Annotated in this window: 16 protein-coding genes; 5 read left to right on the top strand and 11 right to left on the bottom strand. The window is 58.6% G+C overall.

Annotated features, from left to right (window positions below):
• Nucleotides 1-27: 27 nt before the first annotated feature.
• Nucleotides 28-1,371: a TAXI family TRAP transporter solute-binding subunit gene (locus BM395_RS17135; protein ID WP_090514090.1), complete on the bottom strand. Its 1,344-nt coding sequence runs from the start codon at nt 1,369-1,371 to the stop codon at nt 28-30.
• A gap of 220 nt (nt 1,372-1,591) precedes the next feature.
• Here BM395_RS17135 and BM395_RS17130 point away from each other — a divergent pair, with 220 nt between their 5' ends.
• A complete protein-coding gene (locus BM395_RS17130) occupies nt 1,592-1,876 on the top strand; it encodes an encapsulin-associated ferritin-like protein (RefSeq protein WP_069901171.1) in 285 nt (94 codons plus the stop codon).
• Nucleotides 1,877-1,951: 75 nt separating this feature from the next.
• On the opposite strand, the gene BM395_RS17125 is transcribed toward BM395_RS17130, so the two are convergent.
• A complete protein-coding gene (locus BM395_RS17125; RefSeq protein WP_090514087.1) occupies nt 1,952-2,431 on the bottom strand; it encodes a GNAT family N-acetyltransferase in 480 nt (159 codons plus the stop codon).
• Nucleotides 2,428-3,705 (bottom strand): L-methionine/branched-chain amino acid transporter, encoded by a 1,278-nt coding sequence (gene yjeH, locus BM395_RS17120; RefSeq protein ID WP_090514083.1) that lies wholly within the window; start codon nt 3,703-3,705, stop codon nt 2,428-2,430. The genes BM395_RS17125 and yjeH overlap by 4 nt, the downstream gene beginning before the upstream one ends.
• A gap of 172 nt (nt 3,706-3,877) precedes the next feature.
• Between yjeH and BM395_RS17115 the strand changes: the two genes are divergently transcribed.
• From BM395_RS17115 to BM395_RS17100, 4 genes are all read left to right on the top strand, one after another.
• Nucleotides 3,878-4,294, top strand: coding sequence for an Lrp/AsnC family transcriptional regulator (locus BM395_RS17115; protein ID WP_090514079.1), 417 nt, complete (start codon nt 3,878-3,880; stop codon nt 4,292-4,294).
• Nucleotides 4,295-4,302: 8 nt separating this feature from the next.
• Nucleotides 4,303-5,523, top strand: coding sequence for an exonuclease subunit SbcD (gene sbcD, locus BM395_RS17110; protein WP_090514215.1), 1,221 nt, complete (start codon nt 4,303-4,305; stop codon nt 5,521-5,523).
• A 72-nt stretch (nt 5,524-5,595) separates the two neighbouring features.
• Nucleotides 5,596-5,850 (top strand): type II toxin-antitoxin system ParD family antitoxin, encoded by a 255-nt coding sequence (locus BM395_RS17105; protein ID WP_090514076.1) that lies wholly within the window; start codon nt 5,596-5,598, stop codon nt 5,848-5,850.
• Nucleotides 5,851-6,003: 153 nt separating this feature from the next.
• Nucleotides 6,004-9,438 (top strand): AAA family ATPase, encoded by a 3,435-nt coding sequence (locus tag BM395_RS17100; RefSeq protein WP_090514072.1) that lies wholly within the window; start codon nt 6,004-6,006, stop codon nt 9,436-9,438.
• 130 nt (nt 9,439-9,568) lie between these two features.
• On the opposite strand, the gene BM395_RS17095 is transcribed toward BM395_RS17100, so the two are convergent.
• The 8 genes from BM395_RS17095 to BM395_RS17060 form a co-directional block, all read right to left on the bottom strand.
• Nucleotides 9,569-10,486, bottom strand: a complete 918-nt coding sequence (locus BM395_RS17095; protein ID WP_090514069.1) for a haloalkane dehalogenase — start codon at nt 10,484-10,486, stop codon at nt 9,569-9,571.
• A gap of 717 nt (nt 10,487-11,203) precedes the next feature.
• Nucleotides 11,204-12,187 carry a 23S rRNA (adenine(1618)-N(6))-methyltransferase RlmF gene (gene rlmF, locus BM395_RS17090; protein WP_090514211.1) on the bottom strand — a complete coding sequence of 328 codons (984 nt, stop codon included), beginning with the start codon at nt 12,185-12,187 and terminating at the stop codon, nt 11,204-11,206.
• A gap of 56 nt (nt 12,188-12,243) precedes the next feature.
• Nucleotides 12,244-12,804 (bottom strand): TVP38/TMEM64 family protein, encoded by a 561-nt coding sequence (locus tag BM395_RS17085; RefSeq protein WP_090514066.1) that lies wholly within the window; start codon nt 12,802-12,804, stop codon nt 12,244-12,246.
• Nucleotides 12,805-12,830: 26 nt separating this feature from the next.
• Nucleotides 12,831-13,133, bottom strand: coding sequence for a winged helix-turn-helix domain-containing protein (locus tag BM395_RS17080; protein ID WP_069901189.1), 303 nt, complete (start codon nt 13,131-13,133; stop codon nt 12,831-12,833).
• Between the two features lie 32 nt (nt 13,134-13,165).
• A complete protein-coding gene (gene nhaD, locus BM395_RS17075) occupies nt 13,166-14,542 on the bottom strand; it encodes a sodium:proton antiporter NhaD (protein ID WP_090514063.1) in 1,377 nt (458 codons plus the stop codon).
• A gap of 351 nt (nt 14,543-14,893) precedes the next feature.
• A complete protein-coding gene (gene nhaC, locus BM395_RS17070) occupies nt 14,894-16,360 on the bottom strand; it encodes a Na+/H+ antiporter NhaC (protein WP_090514060.1) in 1,467 nt (488 codons plus the stop codon).
• A gap of 75 nt (nt 16,361-16,435) precedes the next feature.
• On the bottom strand, nt 16,436-19,288 hold the full coding sequence (locus BM395_RS17065; protein WP_090514057.1) for a valine--tRNA ligase: 2,853 nt from the start codon (nt 19,286-19,288) through the stop codon (nt 16,436-16,438).
• A gap of 230 nt (nt 19,289-19,518) precedes the next feature.
• A complete protein-coding gene (locus BM395_RS17060) occupies nt 19,519-19,950 on the bottom strand; it encodes a DNA polymerase III subunit chi (protein WP_090514054.1) in 432 nt (143 codons plus the stop codon).
• Nucleotides 19,951-19,956: the final 6 nt, after the last annotated feature.

Raw genomic sequence — 19,956 nt, 5'->3', positions numbered from 1 at the left:
GCTGAGAATGGTCGCTAGTTTACCTGATTAAGCGCTGGCTTCGCTGTTCTTGGCGCGGCGCTTTTGCAGGGTTTTCAGGCGTTCGATCACGTAGCGCAGGTGCACGTGCAGGTCATACAGCTCGTTGGAATAAGACAGCGGCACTTCCACCCGCGCCAGCTCGTCCTGCAACGCGTCCAGACGTTTGATCTCGGCGTCGAGATGCTCTGGCAGGCTGCCTTCGTGCAGTTGGCGGTCGATCTCGCGCAGGTATTTGTACCAGCGATAAATACGTGCCCGAATCCGCCAGCGGTATAGCGGGCCGACAGCTTTGAACAACGGAAACAGCACCACCAGCAACGGAATCAGCAAAATGATGTAACGGTCGGCGAGCGAGGCAATGCGAAACGGCAAGTAGCGTTGCAGCAGCGGCAGGCCGTTCTTGTAGAAGTGCTCGGCGTCGCTGGAGAGCTTGAACGTGTGTGGGTCGGCGCTGGGAAGTTCACCGGCTTTGTCGAGCAGGGTGCCGTTCTTCATCACCGTGGTGGCCGCTTGCAGAAACAACGCGGCGAGGCCCGGATTGAAGTCTTCGTTGATCACCAGCGTGGCCATTGGCGACAAGGTCATGGTGTTCTGCGCCGGGGCATTCTGCGCCAGATTGAGCAGGCCTTCACCGACTTTGATCCCGCTCAGAAATGGCAGGCGCGCCTCGTAGGCATCCACGCGGCGGAAGTTGGCCAGAGTGATATCGGGGTTGGAGGCGATTTGTTGAATTCTTGGGCTTTCGGCCGGGCCGACAAAGAAGGCGGCGTCTACCTCGCCGGTCAGCAGCGCATTGGCCGCCTTGCTGCCGCCAATGGTTTGCCATTCGCTTGGGTAGCTGTCCGGCAGAATATCGTTGGCGCTCAAAATTGCTGACGCCACCGCCATAGTGCCGCTGTTGGCGCTGCCCAGGGCCACACGCATGTGCTGCAGATCGGTGATTTTATCGAGGCTGACTTCATTGCGGTAAAACAGCCAGAGCGGCTCGTGATACACCGCGCCAAGGCTGAGCAACTTGTTCTGCTGCTGCGGCTTGAGCAACTGCTCCATGCCGCTCTGCACCAGACCGATTTGCACCTGCGGATCATCCTCCAGCAGTTTTTCGAGGTTTTCGCGCGAGCCGGTGGTGGGCTGAAGTTTCAGGTCGAAACCTTCTTTGGCCAACTCGACTTTGAGCTTTTCGCCAAACACGCGGTACGCACCGCCTTCGGCACCTGTGGCCATGGTGGCGTACATCGACGGCGGCGGGGCGACAAAATAAAACACGGCGCCAATCAATGCTGCGAGTACCGGCACGATCCAGAGGTTGGCCAGCAGCATGATTTTAAGATCGGTTAGTACACGGCGCATGGGGCATCCTTTTCTCGGGTCCGTCTTTAAGAATAGAGTCTAGTGGCGGCGAGCGGTATGGCTATTTTGCCATTTGCCGGCAGCACGCAGAACTTGGCACTGTGCCGGAACTCTAACTTTGCGGGCTAGATAAGCATTCAAGCTTGGCTACACTCAAATTCGCCTAGTATTTGTAATGGAATCCGCAGGTGTGCGGTTCAACGACTCCGGAGGTCACTGTATGTCGAATGAAGGCTATCACGAGCCAATTGAAGAGCTGAGTGATGAAACCCGTGATATGCACCGGGCGATTGTTTCGCTGATGGAAGAACTGGAAGCGGTCGACTGGTACAACCAACGGGTCGATGCCTGCAAGGATGAGGAGTTGAAGGCGATACTTATCCACAACCGCGACGAAGAAAAAGAGCATGCCGCCATGGTGCTTGAGTGGATTCGCCGGCGCGATAAAGTGCTCAATAAAGAGCTCAAGGATTACATGTTTACTGATAAGCGCATCGCTCACTGACAGGGCCATGCGCAAACATTGAGGGCGAGGCTGCTGCTGCGATATGTCCGCGCAGCAACAGCCTTAACCTCATGCCTAAATAGCTTTCTGCCAGCTCATGGCTTTGCCGGTTTCCGGACTCAGCTCATACCCGCTGAAACCGAATGCCGTGTAGGCGGCCTGGGCAATGTGATTGCCTTGCAGTACTTCCAGCGTCAACTTGCAGCAGCCCTGTTCAACCGCAATTTTCTCGGCTTCAGCCAACAGCTGTTTCGACAGGCCGCGACCGCGAAACTGCTGCAGCACAACCACATCATGAATGTTCAGCAGTGGTTTGCAGGCAAAGGTCGAGAAGCCTTCGAAGCTGATCAACAGCGCCGCAGGCGCATCCTCGACAAACGCCATGACCACATGAGTGCCCGGCCGCTTGGCCAGTGTACTGGCAAGGTTTTGCTTAACCGCCTCATCCAGTTCCTGCTTGCCGCCCATATCATCCTTGGCATATTCATTGAGCAGGAATATCAAGGCGTCTGCATGGGCGGGCAGGCTTAAATCGGCACGAACGATGCTGCTCATGAAGTCTTCTCTTTCAGGGTGGGATTGTTTTTCTTCAGGCGCCAGCTGTTGGCAATGTCGATAAGCATCAACACACCCAGCAGTGCCAGCGCGTAGATCGCGTCCTGGCCGAGAAACACCAGCACACAGGCGCACAGCAAGGTACTGAATCCTGCCAGCCAGCGCCATACGCCTTTAAGCAGTATCCAGCCGGCGGCCATGCTCAGCAGATAAATCAGAATGAAGTTGCCATTGGCGTAGCGGATCAGCTGATCGATAGACAGCGACCAACTCCACGCTAGCGTCGCACAAATCGCGCAGCAAACCACCACCAGCAACAGCGCCCGCGCCGGCATACCCTGAGCGTTACGTTCGGCCAGCGCTCTTGGCAGCTTGTTTTCTTCGGCCAGGCTCCAGATCAGACGGGCAAAGCCTTGCACGTAAATATTGATCGAGGCGAAGCAGGCCAGATAGCCGATCATCGCGCTCAACCACGCCGCCTTCGGCCCCAGCACAATATGCAGCATGCGCGGCAGCGAAGTGGCGTCGCTGTTTACATCGCCATAGGTGCCGAAACTCAGCACGGCCACCGAGCAGGCCCAATACACGAAGCCGGCGAGCAACACACCGAGGAGCAGGGCAATCGGGAAGTCGCGCTGCGGGTTCTTGAATTCCTCGCCCATGTGGGTGAATGCCTCGATACCGACGAAACACCAGAACATCACCCCGAGCGCTGCCGGTAGCAGCTGCCATTGAGTTTGGGTCGGCAATAGCGGCTGGCTGTCGTGCGGCAAGTCGCCCAGCCACCAGATAAGTGCGACCGTTGCAATAATCGCGATGGCAATTGCGCCCTGAATCATTCCCGAAGCTTTGGCTGGCCGCTGACCGAGTATCAACATGGCTGCCAGCGTGGCGATTTGCACCATCAGCAGTTGATAACTGTTGAGGTCAAACAATGCCATCCAGAAACCGCTGGCAATATTCAGGGCCGCCGGCAAACCGACGGGCAGAACCGCCAGAAACAGCAGGGCGCTCACCCGTTCCATGCGCGGACCAAAACCCCGGCCAATCAGGTGTGGCGCACCACCGGCATGCGGATAGTGCCGGCCAAGTTGGGCAAAGGTGAACGCCACCGGCAACACCAGAACAATCAAGATCATCCACGCCCACAACGAAGCCGGGCCTGCAGCCGTGGCGGCCAGTGCGGGCACCACGAAAACGCCGGTGCCGAGCAATGAAGTGCTTAACAGGCCGATGCCTTGCAGCAGGCTGAGTTCTTGGTTGAGGCGGCTCATGATGTATGCTCTGAATAATGGCAACTTATTGAAAATAAACAGCCTGTAACGGCTTTAACTAATAGCCATATTAATTCGCCAGCCGTTGCAGCAGCTCCGGCAAAGTGGCGGCACTTTACGGCAAAATGACGTATTTGCCCGCCACTCTGATTTTTTTTGCGTGAGAACACCTGTGGATAAATTCGATCAACAGATCATTGCCCTGTTGCGTGCCGATGCCCGCATAAGCGTGAGCCAGATCGCCCGTGAAATAAGCCTGTCGCGTTCGGCGGTGGGCGAGCGTATTCGGCAGCTGGAACAGAGCGGCACGATACTCGGTTATCACGCGCGCATGGCCGAACCGTCAGCGGCAGTCAAAGCCTATCTCGAGCTGTTCTACAGCGGCGCGCGCTGCGAAGAATACGTCGAGCTCATGCGCGTGTATCCAGAGATCCGCCGCTGCAGTGGCATCAGCGGCGAGACCGACATGCTGGTGTATATCGAAGCGCCCAGCATGCATCGACTCGGTGAAATTCGCGGTGATATCGAGCAGTTTCCCGGCATCCGCAAAGTCAAAACCCATGTAATGGTCAAGGATTGGTTGATGTGAGCAAGCCCCTGCGGATTCTGCATACCTCGGACTGGCACCTCGGCCAGCACTTCATGGGCAAGACCCGGCACGCCGAGCATCAGCAGTTTTGTGCGTGGCTGATCGAACAAGTGCAAGCGCATCAAGTCGATGCTGTGCTGATCGCCGGCGATATATTCGACACCGGCGCGCCGCCGAGTTACGCCCGCGAGCAATACAGCGACTTCATCGTCGAGTTGCGCCAAACCGGCTGCGCGCTGGTGGTGCTCGGCGGCAACCATGACTCAGTGGCCATGCTCGGTGAAAACAAGCGCCTGCTCGCGCAACTCGGCGCGCGGGTGATCCCTGCTGTGAGCGATGATTTAGCCGAGCAAGTGCTGGTGATTGATCACCGCGATGGCACGCCCGGTGCGGTGCTCTGCGCCATTCCGTTTATTCGCCCGCGTGATGTTCTGCTCAGCCAGGCAGGGCAGAGCGGCGCCGATAAACAGTTGCAACTGCAACAGGCTATCGCCGGGCATTACCAGCAGCTGTTCGAGTTGGCCGAGGCCAAGCGCGCTGAGCTAGGTTTGCCCCTGCCAATAGTCGCCACCGGCCATCTCACCACAGTTGGCGCCAGTGCGAGCGAGTCTGTGCGTGAGATCTACGTTGGCACCCTGGAATCATTCCCGACCAATGCCTTCCCCGCAGTCGATTACATCGCCCTGGGCCACATTCACCGGCCGCAGAAAGTTGCAGGTCTCGAACACATTCGCTACTGCGGCTCACCGATTGCGCTGAGCTTCGATGAAGCCCGCCAGCAAAAAGAAGTCTTGTTGGTTGATCTCGACTCAAGCGGTTTGCAGCAGGTCAGTGCACTCGCAGTACCGCGCACGCAAGTGCTGTTGTCACTCAAGGGAACCCTTAAAGAGCTGCAAGCGTTGATCGCAGATGCCGCCCTACAAGGCACGGACCAGCGGCCCGTTTGGCTGGAGATTCAAGTCAGCGCGGATGATTACCTGAGTGACCTGCAAGTGCGCATCGCAGCATCGTGCGAAGGGCTGCCGGTCGAAGTACTGCGCATCCGCCGCGAGCGTGGCGCAGCGACAACAAACTTGTTCAGCGACGCCAAAGAAACCCTCGACGAACTCAGCCCAGAACAAGTCTTCGCGCAGCGGTTGAGTACCGAGTCGCTGGATAAAGTGGACGAGGTGAGGCTGCAAGAGCTTTATCGTGAAATGCTTGAGCGATTGCACAATGAGCGCGGGTGAGATTTAAGCTTGTTGGGATTAGCAAATAATCAAACTGGGAAGTGCTATTGAGTAAAAGGAGTTATGCCAACAATGGTCATTCGCCGAAAGACAGTCACACTGACCGGGCAACAGGATCTGTGGATCAAAGTGCAGGTCGAGCAAGGTCACTTCGGCAATGACAGCGAGTATATTCGTGACCTTATTCAGCGCGACCCGCAGGCTTTGGCGCGAGTCATTGCGCTTCGACAGGCGCTGAACGCTGGAGCCTTGAGTGCTAACGCCAAGCCTCTGGAGATGAGCGGCATCAAGCAAGCTGCTCGTTGTCGATTCTATTCAGAAGACTAAGTCATTCAATAAAGGTCTCGACGAGGACCGAGTCCGCATTCGCAGACCTACAGTTGCCTGGGGGAGCGAGTTGCGTGCTTCATCGAAAACTATCCCCTGCACGTCGCGCCCGACAATGCCAGAATAGCGGCTCTACTGGCCTGCGACCTTTACATGAAAATCCTCAGCCTGCGCCTCAAGAACCTCAACTCGCTGAAGGGCGAGTGGAAGATCGACTTCACTGCCGAGCCATTCAAAGACAACGGTTTATTCGCGATCACCGGCCCGACCGGTGCCGGTAAAACCACGTTGCTCGATGCCATCTGTCTGGCGTTGTACCACCGTACGCCGCGCATGAGTACGGTGTCGGCGGGCAGTAATGAGTTGATGACGCGCCACACCGCCGAATGTCTGGCCGAGGTTGAGTTCGAGGTTAAGGGCGTGGGTTACCGGGCTTTCTGGAGCCAGCGCCGCGCCCGCGATAAAGCCGACGGGGCGTTGCAGGCGCCGAAGGTCGAGCTGGCGCAGATGGCAGACGGCGGCATTGTGACCGACAAGATCAACGAAAAACTGCGTGAAACCGAGCGTCTCACGGGTCTCGATTTTGAGCGCTTCACCAAGTCGATGTTGCTCGCTCAGGGTGGTTTTGCCGCCTTTCTTGAGGCCAATGCCAACCAGCGTGCCGAGTTGCTCGAGGAGCTGACTGGCACTGATATTTACGGGCAGATTTCGCAGCGGGTATTCGAGCAAACCCGTGAAGTTAAAGCCGCCCTCGATCAGTTGCGGGCCAAGGCTGAAGGCTTTGAATTGCTCAGCGACGAGCAGCGTCAGCAACTCAATGCCGAGGTTGCCCAGGTTGCCTTGGATGAGCAGCGCATTGGCGCAGAGCAGGCTGACCTCAACACGCAAGCGCAGTGGCGTGAGGCCAAAGCCAAGGCGCAGGCGCAGTTGCAGCAAGCGCAGCAGCAAGCAGGCGCGGCCCAGTCAGCGTTGAGTCAGGCGCAGCCGCAGTTGCAGCAGTTGGCGGCGAGCGAGCCGGCGAGCCAGTTACAGCCGCTGTACCGTGAGCAGCAACGCATCAACCGTCAGTTGCAGGGCAGCCAGACGCAGGCGCAGCAGTTGCATGATCAGCATGCCAATGTGCTGCAGCAAATCTGCCAGCAGGCGTGGCAAGGCCAACAGATCAGCGAGCAAGCCTTGCAGGCTGAGTCGGCTGCATTGCAGGCTTTGCAGCAGCGCAGCGAGGAGGTTGCTCAGCGTTTGGCGGTTCAGCCGCAGCGGGCTCAGCTTGGCGCGCATCTGTCGGCGTGGGAACAGCAGTTCGGGGCTTTGCAGGCAAACCAGCAGGAGCAGGCAACTGAGCGCGACAAGCAGCAACAGCTCGATGCGCAGCTTGCTCAACTCGCGGCGCAATTAACCCAGCAGCAAACTGCGCTGAATAGCGCGCAAGGCCAACTCAAACACGCCGAGCAGTCTGCCGCCGATGCGCAGGCCCAATGGCAGGCGCTGCTTGCCGGTCAGGATGACGCTGCGTTGCGTGAGCAGTCGCAGCAACTCGCCGAGCGCGGGCGTCAGCTTGAACGTTTGGAAATGCTGCTGACACAGCGTCAGCAATGGCTTGATCAGCACGCTCTGGCGCAATCGCAGCTGACGTCGCAACAAGCCGAACAGGTTGAGCTCAATCAGCAGCGTGAAACCTTGCGCAGCCAGTTTGTCGACCTCAAGCAGCAGATCGCCGATAAGCAAAAGTTGCTCGAGCAAGAGCAACGTATTCAACAGTTGGAGCATTATCGCGCGGCCCTCCAGCCTGACGAGGCCTGTCCGCTGTGTGGCTCGCACGAGCACCCGGCGATTGCCGAGTATCAGGCGCTCAATCCGTCGCAAACGGCTCAGGCGTTGCAGGCCAAGCAGACCGAACAGGATGCCGTGCGCAGCAAGGGCGAGGCGCTGAATAAACGTCTGGGCATGGTGGAAACGCAAATTGCTCAGGCTCAGGCGCAAATCGCTGCGGCCGAGAAGGGTTTGGGCGAGTGTGATCTGCGTTGGCAACAGGCCTGCGAGATTCTCGGCCAATCACTAACCGACGCCGCTGCCTTGCAAGCTGCTCAGCACGATCACCTGCAACATGTGGCGCAGCAACAACAACGCCTGACGCAACTGGACGCGCTAAAACTCGCCGCCCAGCAAGCGACAGATGCCCGCTTGCTGGCCGAGCGTGAAGTGAGTCGTTGCAGTGCCGAGCTTGAGGCGCTGGTGATCAGGCAAGGCAACCTGCAATTGCGCCAACAAGACTGTGCTGCCCAATTGCAGCTGCTGCAAAACAAGCACGCGCAAGCGCTGGAGAATCTGAGCAACGCCCTGCAAACGCTGGGCTACAGCCTGCCTGATGCGCCGGCTGACTGGTTGCGCGAGCAGCGCGCGGCGTGGCAAAGCTGGCAGGACGATGAGGCGGCAAGCCAGCGTTTGGTTATCCAGCAGCAAGAACAGAAGTACGCGCTACAACTGGCGCAAGAGCAGGCGCAGAACTGGCAACAGCGTTGGCTGGATCAGGCGCAGGAGCCGCTCGCTGCTCTGGCTCCGGTTGCTCAGCCGCATGAGGAACTAAAGGGATTGCAGCGCAGCTGGCAAGGCGCGCAGCAACAAGCCGACCAACTCAATGGCCAGTTGCAAACTGTGCGGGCGCGTATCGAAAGCGAGCAACAAGAGCAGTTAGCCTTGACTAAGGACTGGCTCGTCGCGCTGGCGGCCAGCCCGTTTGCTGACGAGGCGCAGTTTCTCGGCGCATTGCTCGATGATGCCGAGCGCCAGAACCTGCGTGAATTGCAGCAGCGTCTGTCGAATGATATCGCTGCGGCGCTGGCGTTGGAGAGCGATTGCAACGTGCGTCTCGCCGAACTGCAACGCACTGCGCCAAGCGGTGCGTTGGCCGAGTTGAGTGATGATGATCTGGCGCAGCAGCTTGTGCAGCTCAATGCGCAACTGCGCAGTTTGAGTGAACGCCAGGGAGAGATTCGCGCCCAACTGCAAGGCGATGATGCGCGGCGATTGAGCCAGAGGCACCTGTTTGAACAGATCGACGCGCAACAAGCCAATTACGACGTGTGGCAGCAGCTCAACAGTCTGATCGGTTCGGCGGATGGCGCAAAATTTCGCAAGTTCGCCCAAGGTCTTACGCTTGATCATTTGGTCTATTTAGCCAATCAGCAGCTTGAGCGATTGCATGGCCGCTATCAGCTGGCGCGCAAGTCTCAGGGTGAGTTGGAGCTTGAAGTTGTGGATACGTGGCAGGGTGATGTGGCGCGCGACACCAAAACGCTGTCCGGCGGCGAGAGCTTTTTGGTCAGTCTGGCGCTGGCCTTGGCGTTGTCGGATTTGGTCAGCCACAAGACCAGCATCGATTCGCTATTTTTGGATGAAGGCTTTGGCACCCTCGATGGCGAGACGCTGGAGATTGCGCTGGATGCGCTGGATAGCCTCAACGCCAGCGGCAAGATGATCGGTGTAATCAGCCACGTCGAGGCGCTGAAAGAACGAATCCCCGTGCAGTTGAAAGTGCACAAAGCCATCGGCATGGGATACAGCGGCTTGGACAAGCAATTCGCAGTTTAAACCCATACACCCAGCCGAATCGTGCCGCATCGTGGAGGATGGATAGCCCCGTCGGGGCAATCCGTCATGGCAATTTATGGTTATATCCGGGCAAGCGTTGCTTGCCTTGACGGTTTAGCCGCGTCGCGGCTTAACCATCCTCCGGGTTTGCGGCGATGAAGTCGACTACCACTTCTGCCAGTTTCTCGCCCTGATCTTCCTGCAGGAAGTGCCCGCCATTGACGATGGTTGTGTGGGCCTGGCCTTGGGTGCCGGGGATTAATTTCTGCAGGAGTTTATCGCCACCGGCGGTGATCGGGTCCGAGTCACTGAATGCGGTGAGGAAGGGTTTATTCCACTTCATCAGCACTTGCCACGCCGCACGGTTACGCTCGGCTGCGGGATCATCCGGCGTGGTTGGCACCAGCAGTGGAAATTGCCGCGCGCCTTCTTTGTACGACTCGTCGGGGTAGGGCGCATCGTAAGCCGCAATGACGGCTGGCGACAGTTCGGTGGTAGTCGCGCGACTGATGATCGCGCCTGCAGCAAATTCCGGGGTTTTCTGCGAGTACTCCTGCCAGCTCTTGAACGCATCGCCCGGATTATGATCGCCGGTGGGCAGCATGGTATTGGCGGCCACGACGCGGGCAAATCTGTCCGGGTTTTCTGCAGCCAGGCGCAGGCCGATCAAACCACCCCAGTCCTGACACACCAGTGTGATGTTGGTCAGTTTGAGTTGATCAAGCACGGCCTGCATCCAGTCAACGTGGCGCTGATAGGTGTAATCGGTGCGTTTGCTGGGCTTGTCTGAGCGGCCAAAACCGACCAGATCGGGCGCGATGACCCGATGGCCTGCGGCGACCAGCGTGGGGATCATTTTGCGGTAGAGGTAGCTCCATGACGGCTCACCGTGCAGCAGCAATACCGGCGCTGCATCGGCGGGGCCTTCATCGAGATAATGCACGCGCAATTGCCCGCCTTCGCTGTCGTCGAGAGTCAGGTAGTTGGGCTTGAATGGGTAACCGGGGAGGTTTTCGAACCGGCTGTCCGGGGTGCGTAGAACGTCCATGATTGAACCTCTGCGTGGGATTACCTCGCAGAATGTACCCGCGCCCGGCAGTGTTCAACCTTTCGAATGACGTGAATGTTGCCTTATCAGGTTAGCTGACGGGGGATTGTTAAAGCCTTATCCATGCTGTCGAGGCGTGCCACGTTGTGGAGGATGGATAGCCCGGCGGGCAATCCGTCATGGCGATTTATGGTCGTATTCGGGCAAGCGATGCTTGCCTTGACGGTTTAGCCGCGGAGCGGCTTAACCATCCTGCGGGTTTCCGGTTTCCGGTGATTTGGGTTTGGGGCGTGCCACGTTGTGGAGGATGGATAGCCCGGCGGGCAATCCGTCATGGCGATTTATGGTCGTATTCGGGCAAGCGATGCTTGCCTTGACGGTTTAGCCGCGGAGCGGCTTAACCATCCTGCGGGTTTCCGGTTTCCGGTGATTTGGGTTTGGGGCGTGCCACGTTGTGGAGGATGGATAGCCCGGCGGGCAATCCGTCATGGCGATTTATGGTCGTATTCGGGCAAGCGCTGCTTGCCTTGACGGTTAAGCCGCGGAGCGGCTTAACCATCCTTCGGGTTTCGGGTTTCCGGTGATTTGGGGTTGTGGCAAGCCACGTTGTGGGGGATGGATAGCCCCGCGGGGTAATCCGTCATGGCGATTCATGATCGTATCCGGGCAAGCGACGCTTGCCTTGACGGTTTAGCCGCGGCGCGGCTTAACCTCCCTTTATTTCCAGCGGGCTTTTACCCAGTCTTTCTGTTGCTCGGGCGTTAAGAAGGTCCATGCGACGAAGCGGCTTTGTTTCTGGCCTTGGGCCATTTCCACGGTGCGCACGTTATGGGCGCCGACTTTGCTCAGGGCACTGTAGACGCCGCCGAGGTTGCCGGCCTTGGATATCAGGGTGCTGAACCAAAACACCTGGCTGGCATGTTCTGCGCTCTCTTTGATCAGGCGGTTGACGAACTCCGCCTCGCCACCTTTGCACCACAGCTCTGCCGCCTGGCCGCCAAAATTCAACACCGGTAGTTTGCGCTTGGGGTCGAGCTTGCCGAGGTTGCGCCATTTGCGGGTGCTGCCGCGTGTGGCTTCTTCCGGTGATGCGTGAAAGGGCGGGTTGCACAGCGTCAGGTCAAAGTAATCATCGGCGTTGATCAGGCCGGTGAAGATGTGGCGGCTATCGGTTTGCTGGCGCAACTCGATGGCTTTGTCGAGTTTGTTGGCTTTAACGATTGCGCTGGCCGATGCGATGGCCTCGGCGGCGATATCCGCGCCGACAAAGTGCCAGTCGTATTCGCAATGGCCCAACAACGGATAAATGCAGTTCGCGCCCACGCCGATATCCAGCGCGCGAATATTACCGCCACGGGGTATCTGTTTGCCGTTGCAGCTGGCCAGCATGTCCGCCAGATAATGCAGGTAATCAGCTCGCCCCGGAATCGGCGGGCACAGGTAGTCTGCCGGAATATCCCAGTAGGCAATGCCGTAAAACTGTTTGAGCAGAGCCCGGTTGAAGACTTTGACCGCCGCCGGATTGGCGAAGTCGATGCTCTCCTTGCCATACGGGTTGATAATCACGAACGCTGCCAATTCCGGGCTGGACTTGATCAGCGCTGGGAAGTCGTAACGGCCCTGATGGCGATTACGCGGATGCAGTTGGCCCTTGGCAGAGTCAGCTTTGCTTGGCTTTGGCGGTGCAGGTTGGCGTGGCATGGTGATCCGTTTGGGTAAGCGCAGGCTGGGCATTATTCACATTGAGGCGCGCATGGCTAGCTGATATGCAATGCCGCGCCCAGGTAGTCGAAGAATATACAGTACAGCGCCAACGGAATTGGTAGGCCCAGCAGCGTGCCTAAAAGGTAGTCGCGAAAACGCACGCCCGAGAGCGCCAGTGCGTAATTCAGCGCCGGCACGGTCTGGAACAGCATGCGCAGCGCACTGATGCTCAGCACCGGGCGTTTATCCAGCCCCGCCAGCAAGCGCTTGGCCAGTTTGTTATCCAGTTCGCGTAACGCGCTGCCGCCCATGTAGCTGATGGTGAAGTAGGTGAAGGTGCACGACAGGCATGCGGCGACGTAAGTTGCAATTCCGCCCCACAAGCGGCCCAGCGCGAGTACGGCGGCGGCGAGAAAAACCCAGCCGGGAATCTGGATCAGGTTGCCGAGTGCAAACATCAGCACGAATAACAAAAGCCCGCTGACCGGATGCATCTGAATGACTGATTTAAGTGCTTCAAGGCTGAAGTGCTGGCGCAGACCGGTGGCCTCGAACAAGGCGAACAGCGCGAGCAGAAACAGCACCACCAATAACAGTCGTTTACCTGCGCTCATTGCGCCTCCAGCGGGTTACGCCAGATTTAAGGATAGCCCAATGCTGCTTTGATCTGCTTGAGGTGTGCGCCGATCCAGTGTTTGTCGATGGCGCCCCAGTTACCGATTGCATAGTTGCCGGCATTGTTGCGCTCGCCTTCCTGCTGCACGAATTGGCAGTCGATATCCAGGTCGGCCAGCGCCGCGATGGTGTCTTGGGCGGTGCGTCTGGGCATGCCGGTGGCGAGCATCAGCGCGGGGACATTGCACGCTTCGCCGCTATCGATCAGCCACGCCACATACAGGCGTCGGTAAAAGCTGCTCTTGGTTTTGCTGATCGCTGCCGTCATCGCCTTGTTGCTCCCTGTTCCATGTGCTGCGATCAAGCCAGCGTCGCCATGCCAATGTAGCAGGCAGCGCCCGCCAGATAGCCGAGTAGTGCCAGCAGGCTGATCTTTTTCAGGTACCAGATGAAGTTGATGTTCTCCATGCCCATCGCTGCCACGCCGGCTGCTGAGCCAATAATCAGGCAGCTGCCGCCGGTGCCTGCGCAGTAGGCCAGCAGTTCCCAGAAGTCGCCGTTCTGCACGAAGCTTTGCAGCCAGCTGGCGTTTTCGCCGGCGCTTGCCAGCGCTTCCGGAGTAACCAGCGGGTACATGTTCATGGCGCCGGCCACCAGCGGTACGTTATCGACCACCGAGGAGAGCAGGCCGATGGCGATGTTGATCGAGTAGATATTGCCCAGGCTGTTTTTCAGCGCAATCGCCACTTGGTCAAGGTGGCCGGCGGTTGCCAGGCTCGATACCGCCAGCAGGATGCCGAGGAAGAACAGCACGCTGGTGCTGTCGATGGTGCGCAATACGCCAACGACCGAGAGCGGATGTTTGACTTCAATGTTCTTGTCGCGGTGGATGATCGACGTCGCCACCCACATGAAACCCAGCCCGAACAAAATGCCCATGTACGGCGGCAAATGGGTGACCGACTTGAAGACCGGCACGAACAACAGGCAACCCAGCCCCAGACACAGCACCAGATTACGCTCAAACGGCGTGGTCGGGTTACGCAGGCTCTCTTCAGATTTGAACTCGGGCGGGCGCTCGACTTCGCCTTTTAGGCGGAAGCTCAGGTAAATCATCGGCACCAGCAGGCAGACCAGGCTTGGCAGGAACAGGTTGCCGATGATGCTGCTGGCAGTGATCTGATCGCCGATCCAGAGCATGGTTGTGGTCACGTCCCCAATCGGCGACCAGGCGCCGCCGGCGTTGGCGGCAATGATCACGATGCCGGCGAAAAACCAGCGGTCCTGCTGGTCGTCGATCAGTTTGCGCAACAGCGAAACCATGACGATGGTGGTGGTGAGGTTATCCAGTGCCGCGGAAAGGAAGAAGGTCAGCAGGCCGATCAACCAGAGCAGGTTGACGCGTTTCTTGGTGGTGATGTGGTCGGTGACGGTCTTGAAGCCTTCGTGGGCGTCGATCAGTTCGACAATCACCATGGCGCCAAGCAGGAAGAACAGGATTTCGGAGATTTCCCCGAGATGTTCGCGCAGCTGATGCACCACATATTCGGAGTTGCTGTCGTGGCCGACGCTGATATTGGCTACATGCGGAATAATCACATCGGCGCCGAGCACCAGAATGGTCCACGTTACGACGGCCGTGAGCAGCGCTGAGGCGGCTTTATCAATCTTTAACGGATGTTCGAACGCAATACACAGATAACCGAGAACAAATACCAGCGCCATCAACACATACATGATCAGAATTCCAGAGTTCGATTCTGTACGCAGGTGGTCGATTGCCGAGCTGTTGGGTCAGTCGGAAGTTGGCGTCAGGCAGGCGCGCTGGCAGCGTTTAGGGCTCACCAGAGGCTATCAATACTGCGGTTGCCAGCTTTTTACTCGAGAAACTCTTGTACAGAATCTGGGCTTTTTACCGGCGGTTTAGCGCCGTGGGCTCTTGATGCGGTGAAGAAGATGCCTGAATAGCAGGGCATAAGGAAAGTGATTTATCAGAATAAGCGGCTCAGTGCAGCAAAACCGGAAAAATTACCGGATCGAAGAGCATCGGGCAGCCATGCGCAGCTGCCCGATGTGCGTGACAGTAGCTTATGCCGCTTCGCTTTCAGCGGCGTCGGCTTTGCCGGTTTCCGCCAGTGCTTTGGGCGGCCACGTGTAGGCCACGAAGATCGCCATGAACGGCATGATCAGGTTGAAGAAGCAGTACGGCAGATAGGTCAGGGTGGAAACCCCCAACGTGGCCGCCATGTAGGCGCCGCAGGTGTTCCACGGCACCAGAACCGAGGTCAGCGTGCCGCCGTCTTCGAGTGCGCGTGACAGGTAAACCGGCTCGATGCCGCGCTTCTCGTATTCGGCGCGGTACATGCGGCCGGGCAATACCAGCGCAATGTATTGGTCGGCGGTAATGATATTGGTGCCAATAGTTGTGACTACGGTGCTGGCGATCAGGCTGCTGGTGCTCTTGGCCAGATGAATCGCGCTTTCGAGCAGGCGCTGGAGCAAACCGAGCTTTTCCAGTACACCGCCAAAACACATGGCGCAGATGATCAGCCACACGGTCGTCAACATGCTGCCCATGCCGCCTTTGGAGAGCAGGCCGTCCAGCGAGGCGTTGCCGCTGTGCGACTCGTAACCGGCGAACAGCGCCGTCCACACGGTTTTAAGCGAAGACAGACTGCCCGCCGCCGGGTCGGCCAGACGCGCCATGACATCCGGTTGGAAGATCACGGCGAATACGGCGCCAACCAGCGCGCCAATGAAAATGGCCGGAAAGGCCGCGCACTGACGCACGGCCAGAAACAGCAGCATGGCCACGGGAAGCAGCAGGTACCAACCCAGATTGAACTGGCTCTCCAGAGCTTGCAGCACTTCAGCGATGCGGCCGGTGTCATGGCTTTCGGCAGCGTTCTGCCCGAGTACAAAGAAGATCACCAGCGCAATCGACAATGCCGGCACGGTGGTGCGCAGCATTAAGCGGATGTGGGCGAACAGGTCCGATCCGGCAGCAGCGGGGGCCAGATTGGTGGTGTCGGACAGCGGCGAGAGCTTGTCGCCAAAGTAGGCGCCGGAAATGATTGCCCCGGCGGTAATCGCCGGATCGAGGCCGAGGCCCGAAGCGACGCCCATCAGGCCAATGCCAAGCGTACCGGCGACCGTCCACGAACTGCCGATCGACAGCGCCGTCAGGGCGCAGATCAGGCAGCTGGTGATGTAGAAATATTCGGCCGAAATCAGCTTGAGGCCGAGCCAGATCATGGTGGGCACCGTGCCGGCCAGAATCCATGTGCCGATCAGCGCACCCACGGCGAGCAGAATCAGGTTGGCTTTCATGGCCAGATGAATGCCAGCCAGAATTCCTTCTTCGATGTCTGCCCAGCGCCAACCGTTTTTCAGGCCGATGACACCGGCGACAAACGCGGCGCTCATCAGCGCAATCTGGTTGGGGCCGCTGGAAGAGCTGTCGCCATAAAGAAAGACCGACAGGCCAAGCAGAACGATCAGCACGCTGATCGGCAGCAATGCATCGAAAAGAGAAGGGGAGCGCGGGTTAGACATGTCAGTACCAATTAGAAACGCCGAGGCCCGCTCTTTAGTTGGAGCGGGCCTCGGCGGGTAGTGCGGGTGAATGGATTACAGCGAGGCGATACGGGCGCGTTGCTCTGCCAGCTTGCCCAGAGCCTGTTCGGCTTCGGCCAGTTTGGCGCGCTCTTTCTCGATCACTTCAGCCGGAGCCTTGTCGACGAAACCGGCATTGCCGAGCTTGCCGCCAACACGTTTGACTTCGCCTTCCAGACGCTGGATTTCCTTGTCCAAACGGCCCAGTTCAGCCGCTTTGTCGATCAGGCCAGCCATCGGCACCAATACTTCCATGTCGCCAACCAGGGCGGTGGCCGACATCGGTGGCTCATCGCCAGCGGCGAGAATGGTGACGGACTCAAGCTTGGCCAGCTTGTTGAGCAGCGGTGCGTTTTCCTGCAGGCGGCGCTGATCTTCGCTGTTGGCGTTCTTGAGGATGATGTCGATACGCTTGGCCATCGAGATATTCATCTCGCCACGGATCTGGCGCAGGCCAAGCATCAGGGCTTTAACCCACTCGATATCACCTTCGGCGGCCGCGTCGATACGCGCCTCATTCGCTACTGGCCAGGCCTGCAGCATGATGGTGTCGCCGGTAGCGCCCGCTTGCGCCTTGATCCGCTGCCAGATTTCTTCGGTGATAAACGGCATGAACGGATGCGCCAGACGCAGCGCAACTTCCAGCACGCGAATCAGTGTGCGGCGCGTGCCGCGCTGGCGTTCGATTGGCGCGTTCTCGTCCCACAGAACCGGCTTAACCAGTTCCAGGTACCAGGCGCAGTATTCGTCCCAGATGAATTCGTACAGGGCCGAGGCGGCGAGGTCGAAACGGAAGGCGTCGAGGTGACGGGTTACAGCGGCTTCGGTGCGTTGCAGCTGCGAGATGATCCAGCGGTCGACCGACGACAATTCGACGGCTTCGCCATTGATACCAGTGTCCTGGCCATCGGTGTTCTCGATGACGAAGTTGGCGGCGTTCCAGATCTTGTTGCAGAAGTTGCGGTAACCCTCGACGCGGCCCATGTCGAACTTGATATCGCGGCCGGTCGAGGCCAGCGACAAGTTGGTGAAGCGCAGGGCGTCGGTGCCGTATGCCGCAATACCTTCCGGGAACTCGGCGCGGGTCTGCTTGGCGATCTTCTCGGCCAGTTTTGGCTGCATCATGCCGCTGGTACGCTTGGTCAGCAGGCTTTCGAGGTCGATGCCGTCAACGATATCCAGCGGGTCGAGCACGTTACCCTTCGACTTGGACATCTTCTGGCCCTGACCGTCGCGCACCAGGCCGTGAACGTAAACGGTCTTGAACGGAACCTGCGGCGTGCCGTCTTCGTTCTTCACCAAATGCATGGTGAGCATGATCATCCGGGCAACCCAGAAGAAAATGATGTCGAAACCGGTCACCAACACGTCAGTCGGGTGGAAGGTCTTGAGGAATTCAGTTTGCTGCGGCCAGCCCAGTGTCGAGAAGGTCCACAGGCCCGAGCTGAACCAGGTATCCAGTACGTCTTCGTCCTGGCGCAGGGCAACGTCGTCGCCCAACTGGTTTTCGCTGCGAACTTCGGCTTCGGTGCGACCGACATAAACGTTGCCGGCATCGTCGTACCAGGCCGGAATGCGGTGGCCCCACCAGAGCTGACGGCTGATGCACCAGTCCTGAATGTCACGCATCCAGCTGAAGTACATGTTTTCGTACTGCTTGGGCACGAACTGGATACGGCCGTCCTCAACGGCTGCAATCGCAGGCTCAGCCAGCGACTTGGTCGATACGTACCACTGATCGGTCAGCCACGGCTCAATGATGGTGCCCGAACGGTCGCCTTTCGGCACTTTCAGGGCGTGGTCATCAACGCTGACCAGCAAACCGGCGGCGTCGAAGGCTGCAACGATCTGCTTGCGCGCCTCGAAACGGTCAAGCCCGGCGAATTCTGCGGGCAGGGCGGTATCGGCTTGGGCATTGACGCTGCCGTCGATGTTGAAAGCTTGTGCGTTCGCCAGCACCACTGCGTTCTTGTCGAAGATATTCAGCAGGGTCAGGTTGTGGCGTTTGCCGACTTCATAGTCGTTGAAGTCGTGCGCCGGGGTGATTTTCACACAGCCGGTGCCGAATTCAGGGTCGCAGTAATCGTCAGCAATAATCGGGATGCGACGGCCAACCAGCGGCAATTCGACAAAGCTGCCGATCAGCGACTTGTAGCGCTCGTCTTCCGGGTGCACGGCAACGGCGGCGTCGCCGAGCATGGTTTCCGGACGCGTCGTGGCGACGATCAGGTAAGTGTTGCCTTCAGCGGTGGTCTTGCCGTCAGCCAGCGGGTACTTGAGGTTCCACAGGTGACCTTTCTCGTCGTGGTTTTCCACTTCGAGATCGGAAATGGCGGTGTGGAACTTGGTGTCCCAGTTGACCAGACGCTTGCCGCGATAGATCAGGCCGTCTTTGTGCAGGCGCACGAAGGCTTCTTTAACCGCGTCCGACAGGCCGTCGTCCATGGTGAAGCGCTCGCGCGACCAGTCTACCGAGGAGCCGAGGCGGCGAATCTGACGGGTGATGGTGCCGCCGGACTGCTCTTTCCATTCCCAGACTTTTTCCAGGAACTTGTCGCGGCCCAGGTCGTGACGGCTCACGCCATCGGCGGCCAGTTGGCGTTCAACCACCATTTGCGTGGCGATGCCCGCGTGGTCGGTGCCTGGCTGCCACAGCGTATTGCGGCCTTGCATGCGGCGGAAACGAATCAGCGCATCCATGATCGAGTTGTTGAAACCATGGCCCATGTGCAGGCTGCCGGTGACATTCGGCGGCGGGATCATGATGGTGTACGGCTGACCCGAACCTTGTGGGGCGAAATAGTTGTTCGCTTCCCAGTTCTGGTACAGGGAGGTTTCAATGGCGTGCGGCTGGTAGGTCTTGTCCATGCGCGGCGGGACCCTTTTGACGGCTGATCGGAAAAGCCGACAAGTATAGCGGGGAAGGGGCCTGTGGCGTAAGGGTAAGCGTCGGCAGAGGTGCCGATTATTGACCTGTGGCAATCGCTATCTGCCAGCGAGTAGGCAGCTTGGGCAGTTTCTGGCGGGTGAGAGTGTGGATTGGACGGGTAGAAGCCAGCATTTTCGCTGTGGCGAACATGCTGGCGAGGCGTTGCCGCTCAGGACTTGCGCGGCGGCAACAGGCGGCTCAGGCGCGCTTCGAGGCGAGAACGCAATTCGGCTTCGATCTGCGGCACGAAGTCATCGATCACGTCCTGCAGAATCAACTGCGCCGCGGCGCGCAATTCGCTGTCGAGTCGGTTCATTTCACTGTCGCGGCTGATCGACTCCTGCACGGTCTGGCGCAGCGCACTGATGGTGCCCGGCTCATGAACGACGGCTTTGGCCAGTGGGGTTTTGCTGGTTATCTGCTGCGGTGGCTCTGTGATGGTTTCCGAAAGCAGCGGCACATCGTCGATGTCATCAAAGTCGTCAGCGACTTCTTCGGTCAGCAGCGGCGGCTCGAGGCTGTCATCGCCCAGCAGTTCGCGGATGGATTCAAGGTCATCCAAAAGCTGCTTGGGTTCGCGAGGAGGCATTGGGTTGTCCATGGTGCT

The sequence above is a fragment of the Pseudomonas marincola genome, assembly GCF_900116605.1.
Taxonomy (GTDB): Bacteria; Pseudomonadota; Gammaproteobacteria; order Pseudomonadales; family Pseudomonadaceae; genus Aquipseudomonas; species Aquipseudomonas marincola.
This window is presented reverse-complemented; position numbering and strand designations above follow the sequence as displayed.

Bases quoted from the DNA above. Each gene is read 5' to 3' on its own strand.
- BM395_RS17135 (WP_090514090.1), bottom strand. From the start codon at position 1,371: ATGCGCCGTGTACTAACCGATCTTAAAATCATGCTGCTGGCCAACCTC.
- BM395_RS17130 (WP_069901171.1), top strand. From the start codon at position 1,592: ATGTCGAATGAAGGCTATCACGAGCCAATTGAAGAGCTGAGTGATGAA.
- BM395_RS17125 (WP_090514087.1), bottom strand. From the start codon at position 2,431: ATGAGCAGCATCGTTCGTGCCGATTTAAGCCTGCCCGCCCATGCAGAC.
- yjeH (WP_090514083.1), bottom strand. From the start codon at position 3,705: ATGAGCCGCCTCAACCAAGAACTCAGCCTGCTGCAAGGCATCGGCCTG.
- BM395_RS17105 (WP_090514076.1), top strand. From the start codon at position 5,596: ATGGTCATTCGCCGAAAGACAGTCACACTGACCGGGCAACAGGATCTG.
- BM395_RS17100 (WP_090514072.1), top strand. From the start codon at position 6,004: ATGAAAATCCTCAGCCTGCGCCTCAAGAACCTCAACTCGCTGAAGGGC.
- BM395_RS17095 (WP_090514069.1), bottom strand. From the start codon at position 10,486: ATGGACGTTCTACGCACCCCGGACAGCCGGTTCGAAAACCTCCCCGGT.
- rlmF (WP_090514211.1), bottom strand. From the start codon at position 12,187: ATGCCACGCCAACCTGCACCGCCAAAGCCAAGCAAAGCTGACTCTGCC.
- BM395_RS17085 (WP_090514066.1), bottom strand. From the start codon at position 12,804: ATGAGCGCAGGTAAACGACTGTTATTGGTGGTGCTGTTTCTGCTCGCG.
- BM395_RS17080 (WP_069901189.1), bottom strand. From the start codon at position 13,133: ATGACGGCAGCGATCAGCAAAACCAAGAGCAGCTTTTACCGACGCCTG.
- nhaD (WP_090514063.1), bottom strand. From the start codon at position 14,542: ATGTATGTGTTGATGGCGCTGGTATTTGTTCTCGGTTATCTGTGTATT.
- nhaC (WP_090514060.1), bottom strand. From the start codon at position 16,360: ATGTCTAACCCGCGCTCCCCTTCTCTTTTCGATGCATTGCTGCCGATC.
- BM395_RS17065 (WP_090514057.1), bottom strand. From the start codon at position 19,288: ATGGACAAGACCTACCAGCCGCACGCCATTGAAACCTCCCTGTACCAG.
- BM395_RS17060 (WP_090514054.1), bottom strand. From the start codon at position 19,950: ATGGACAACCCAATGCCTCCTCGCGAACCCAAGCAGCTTTTGGATGAC.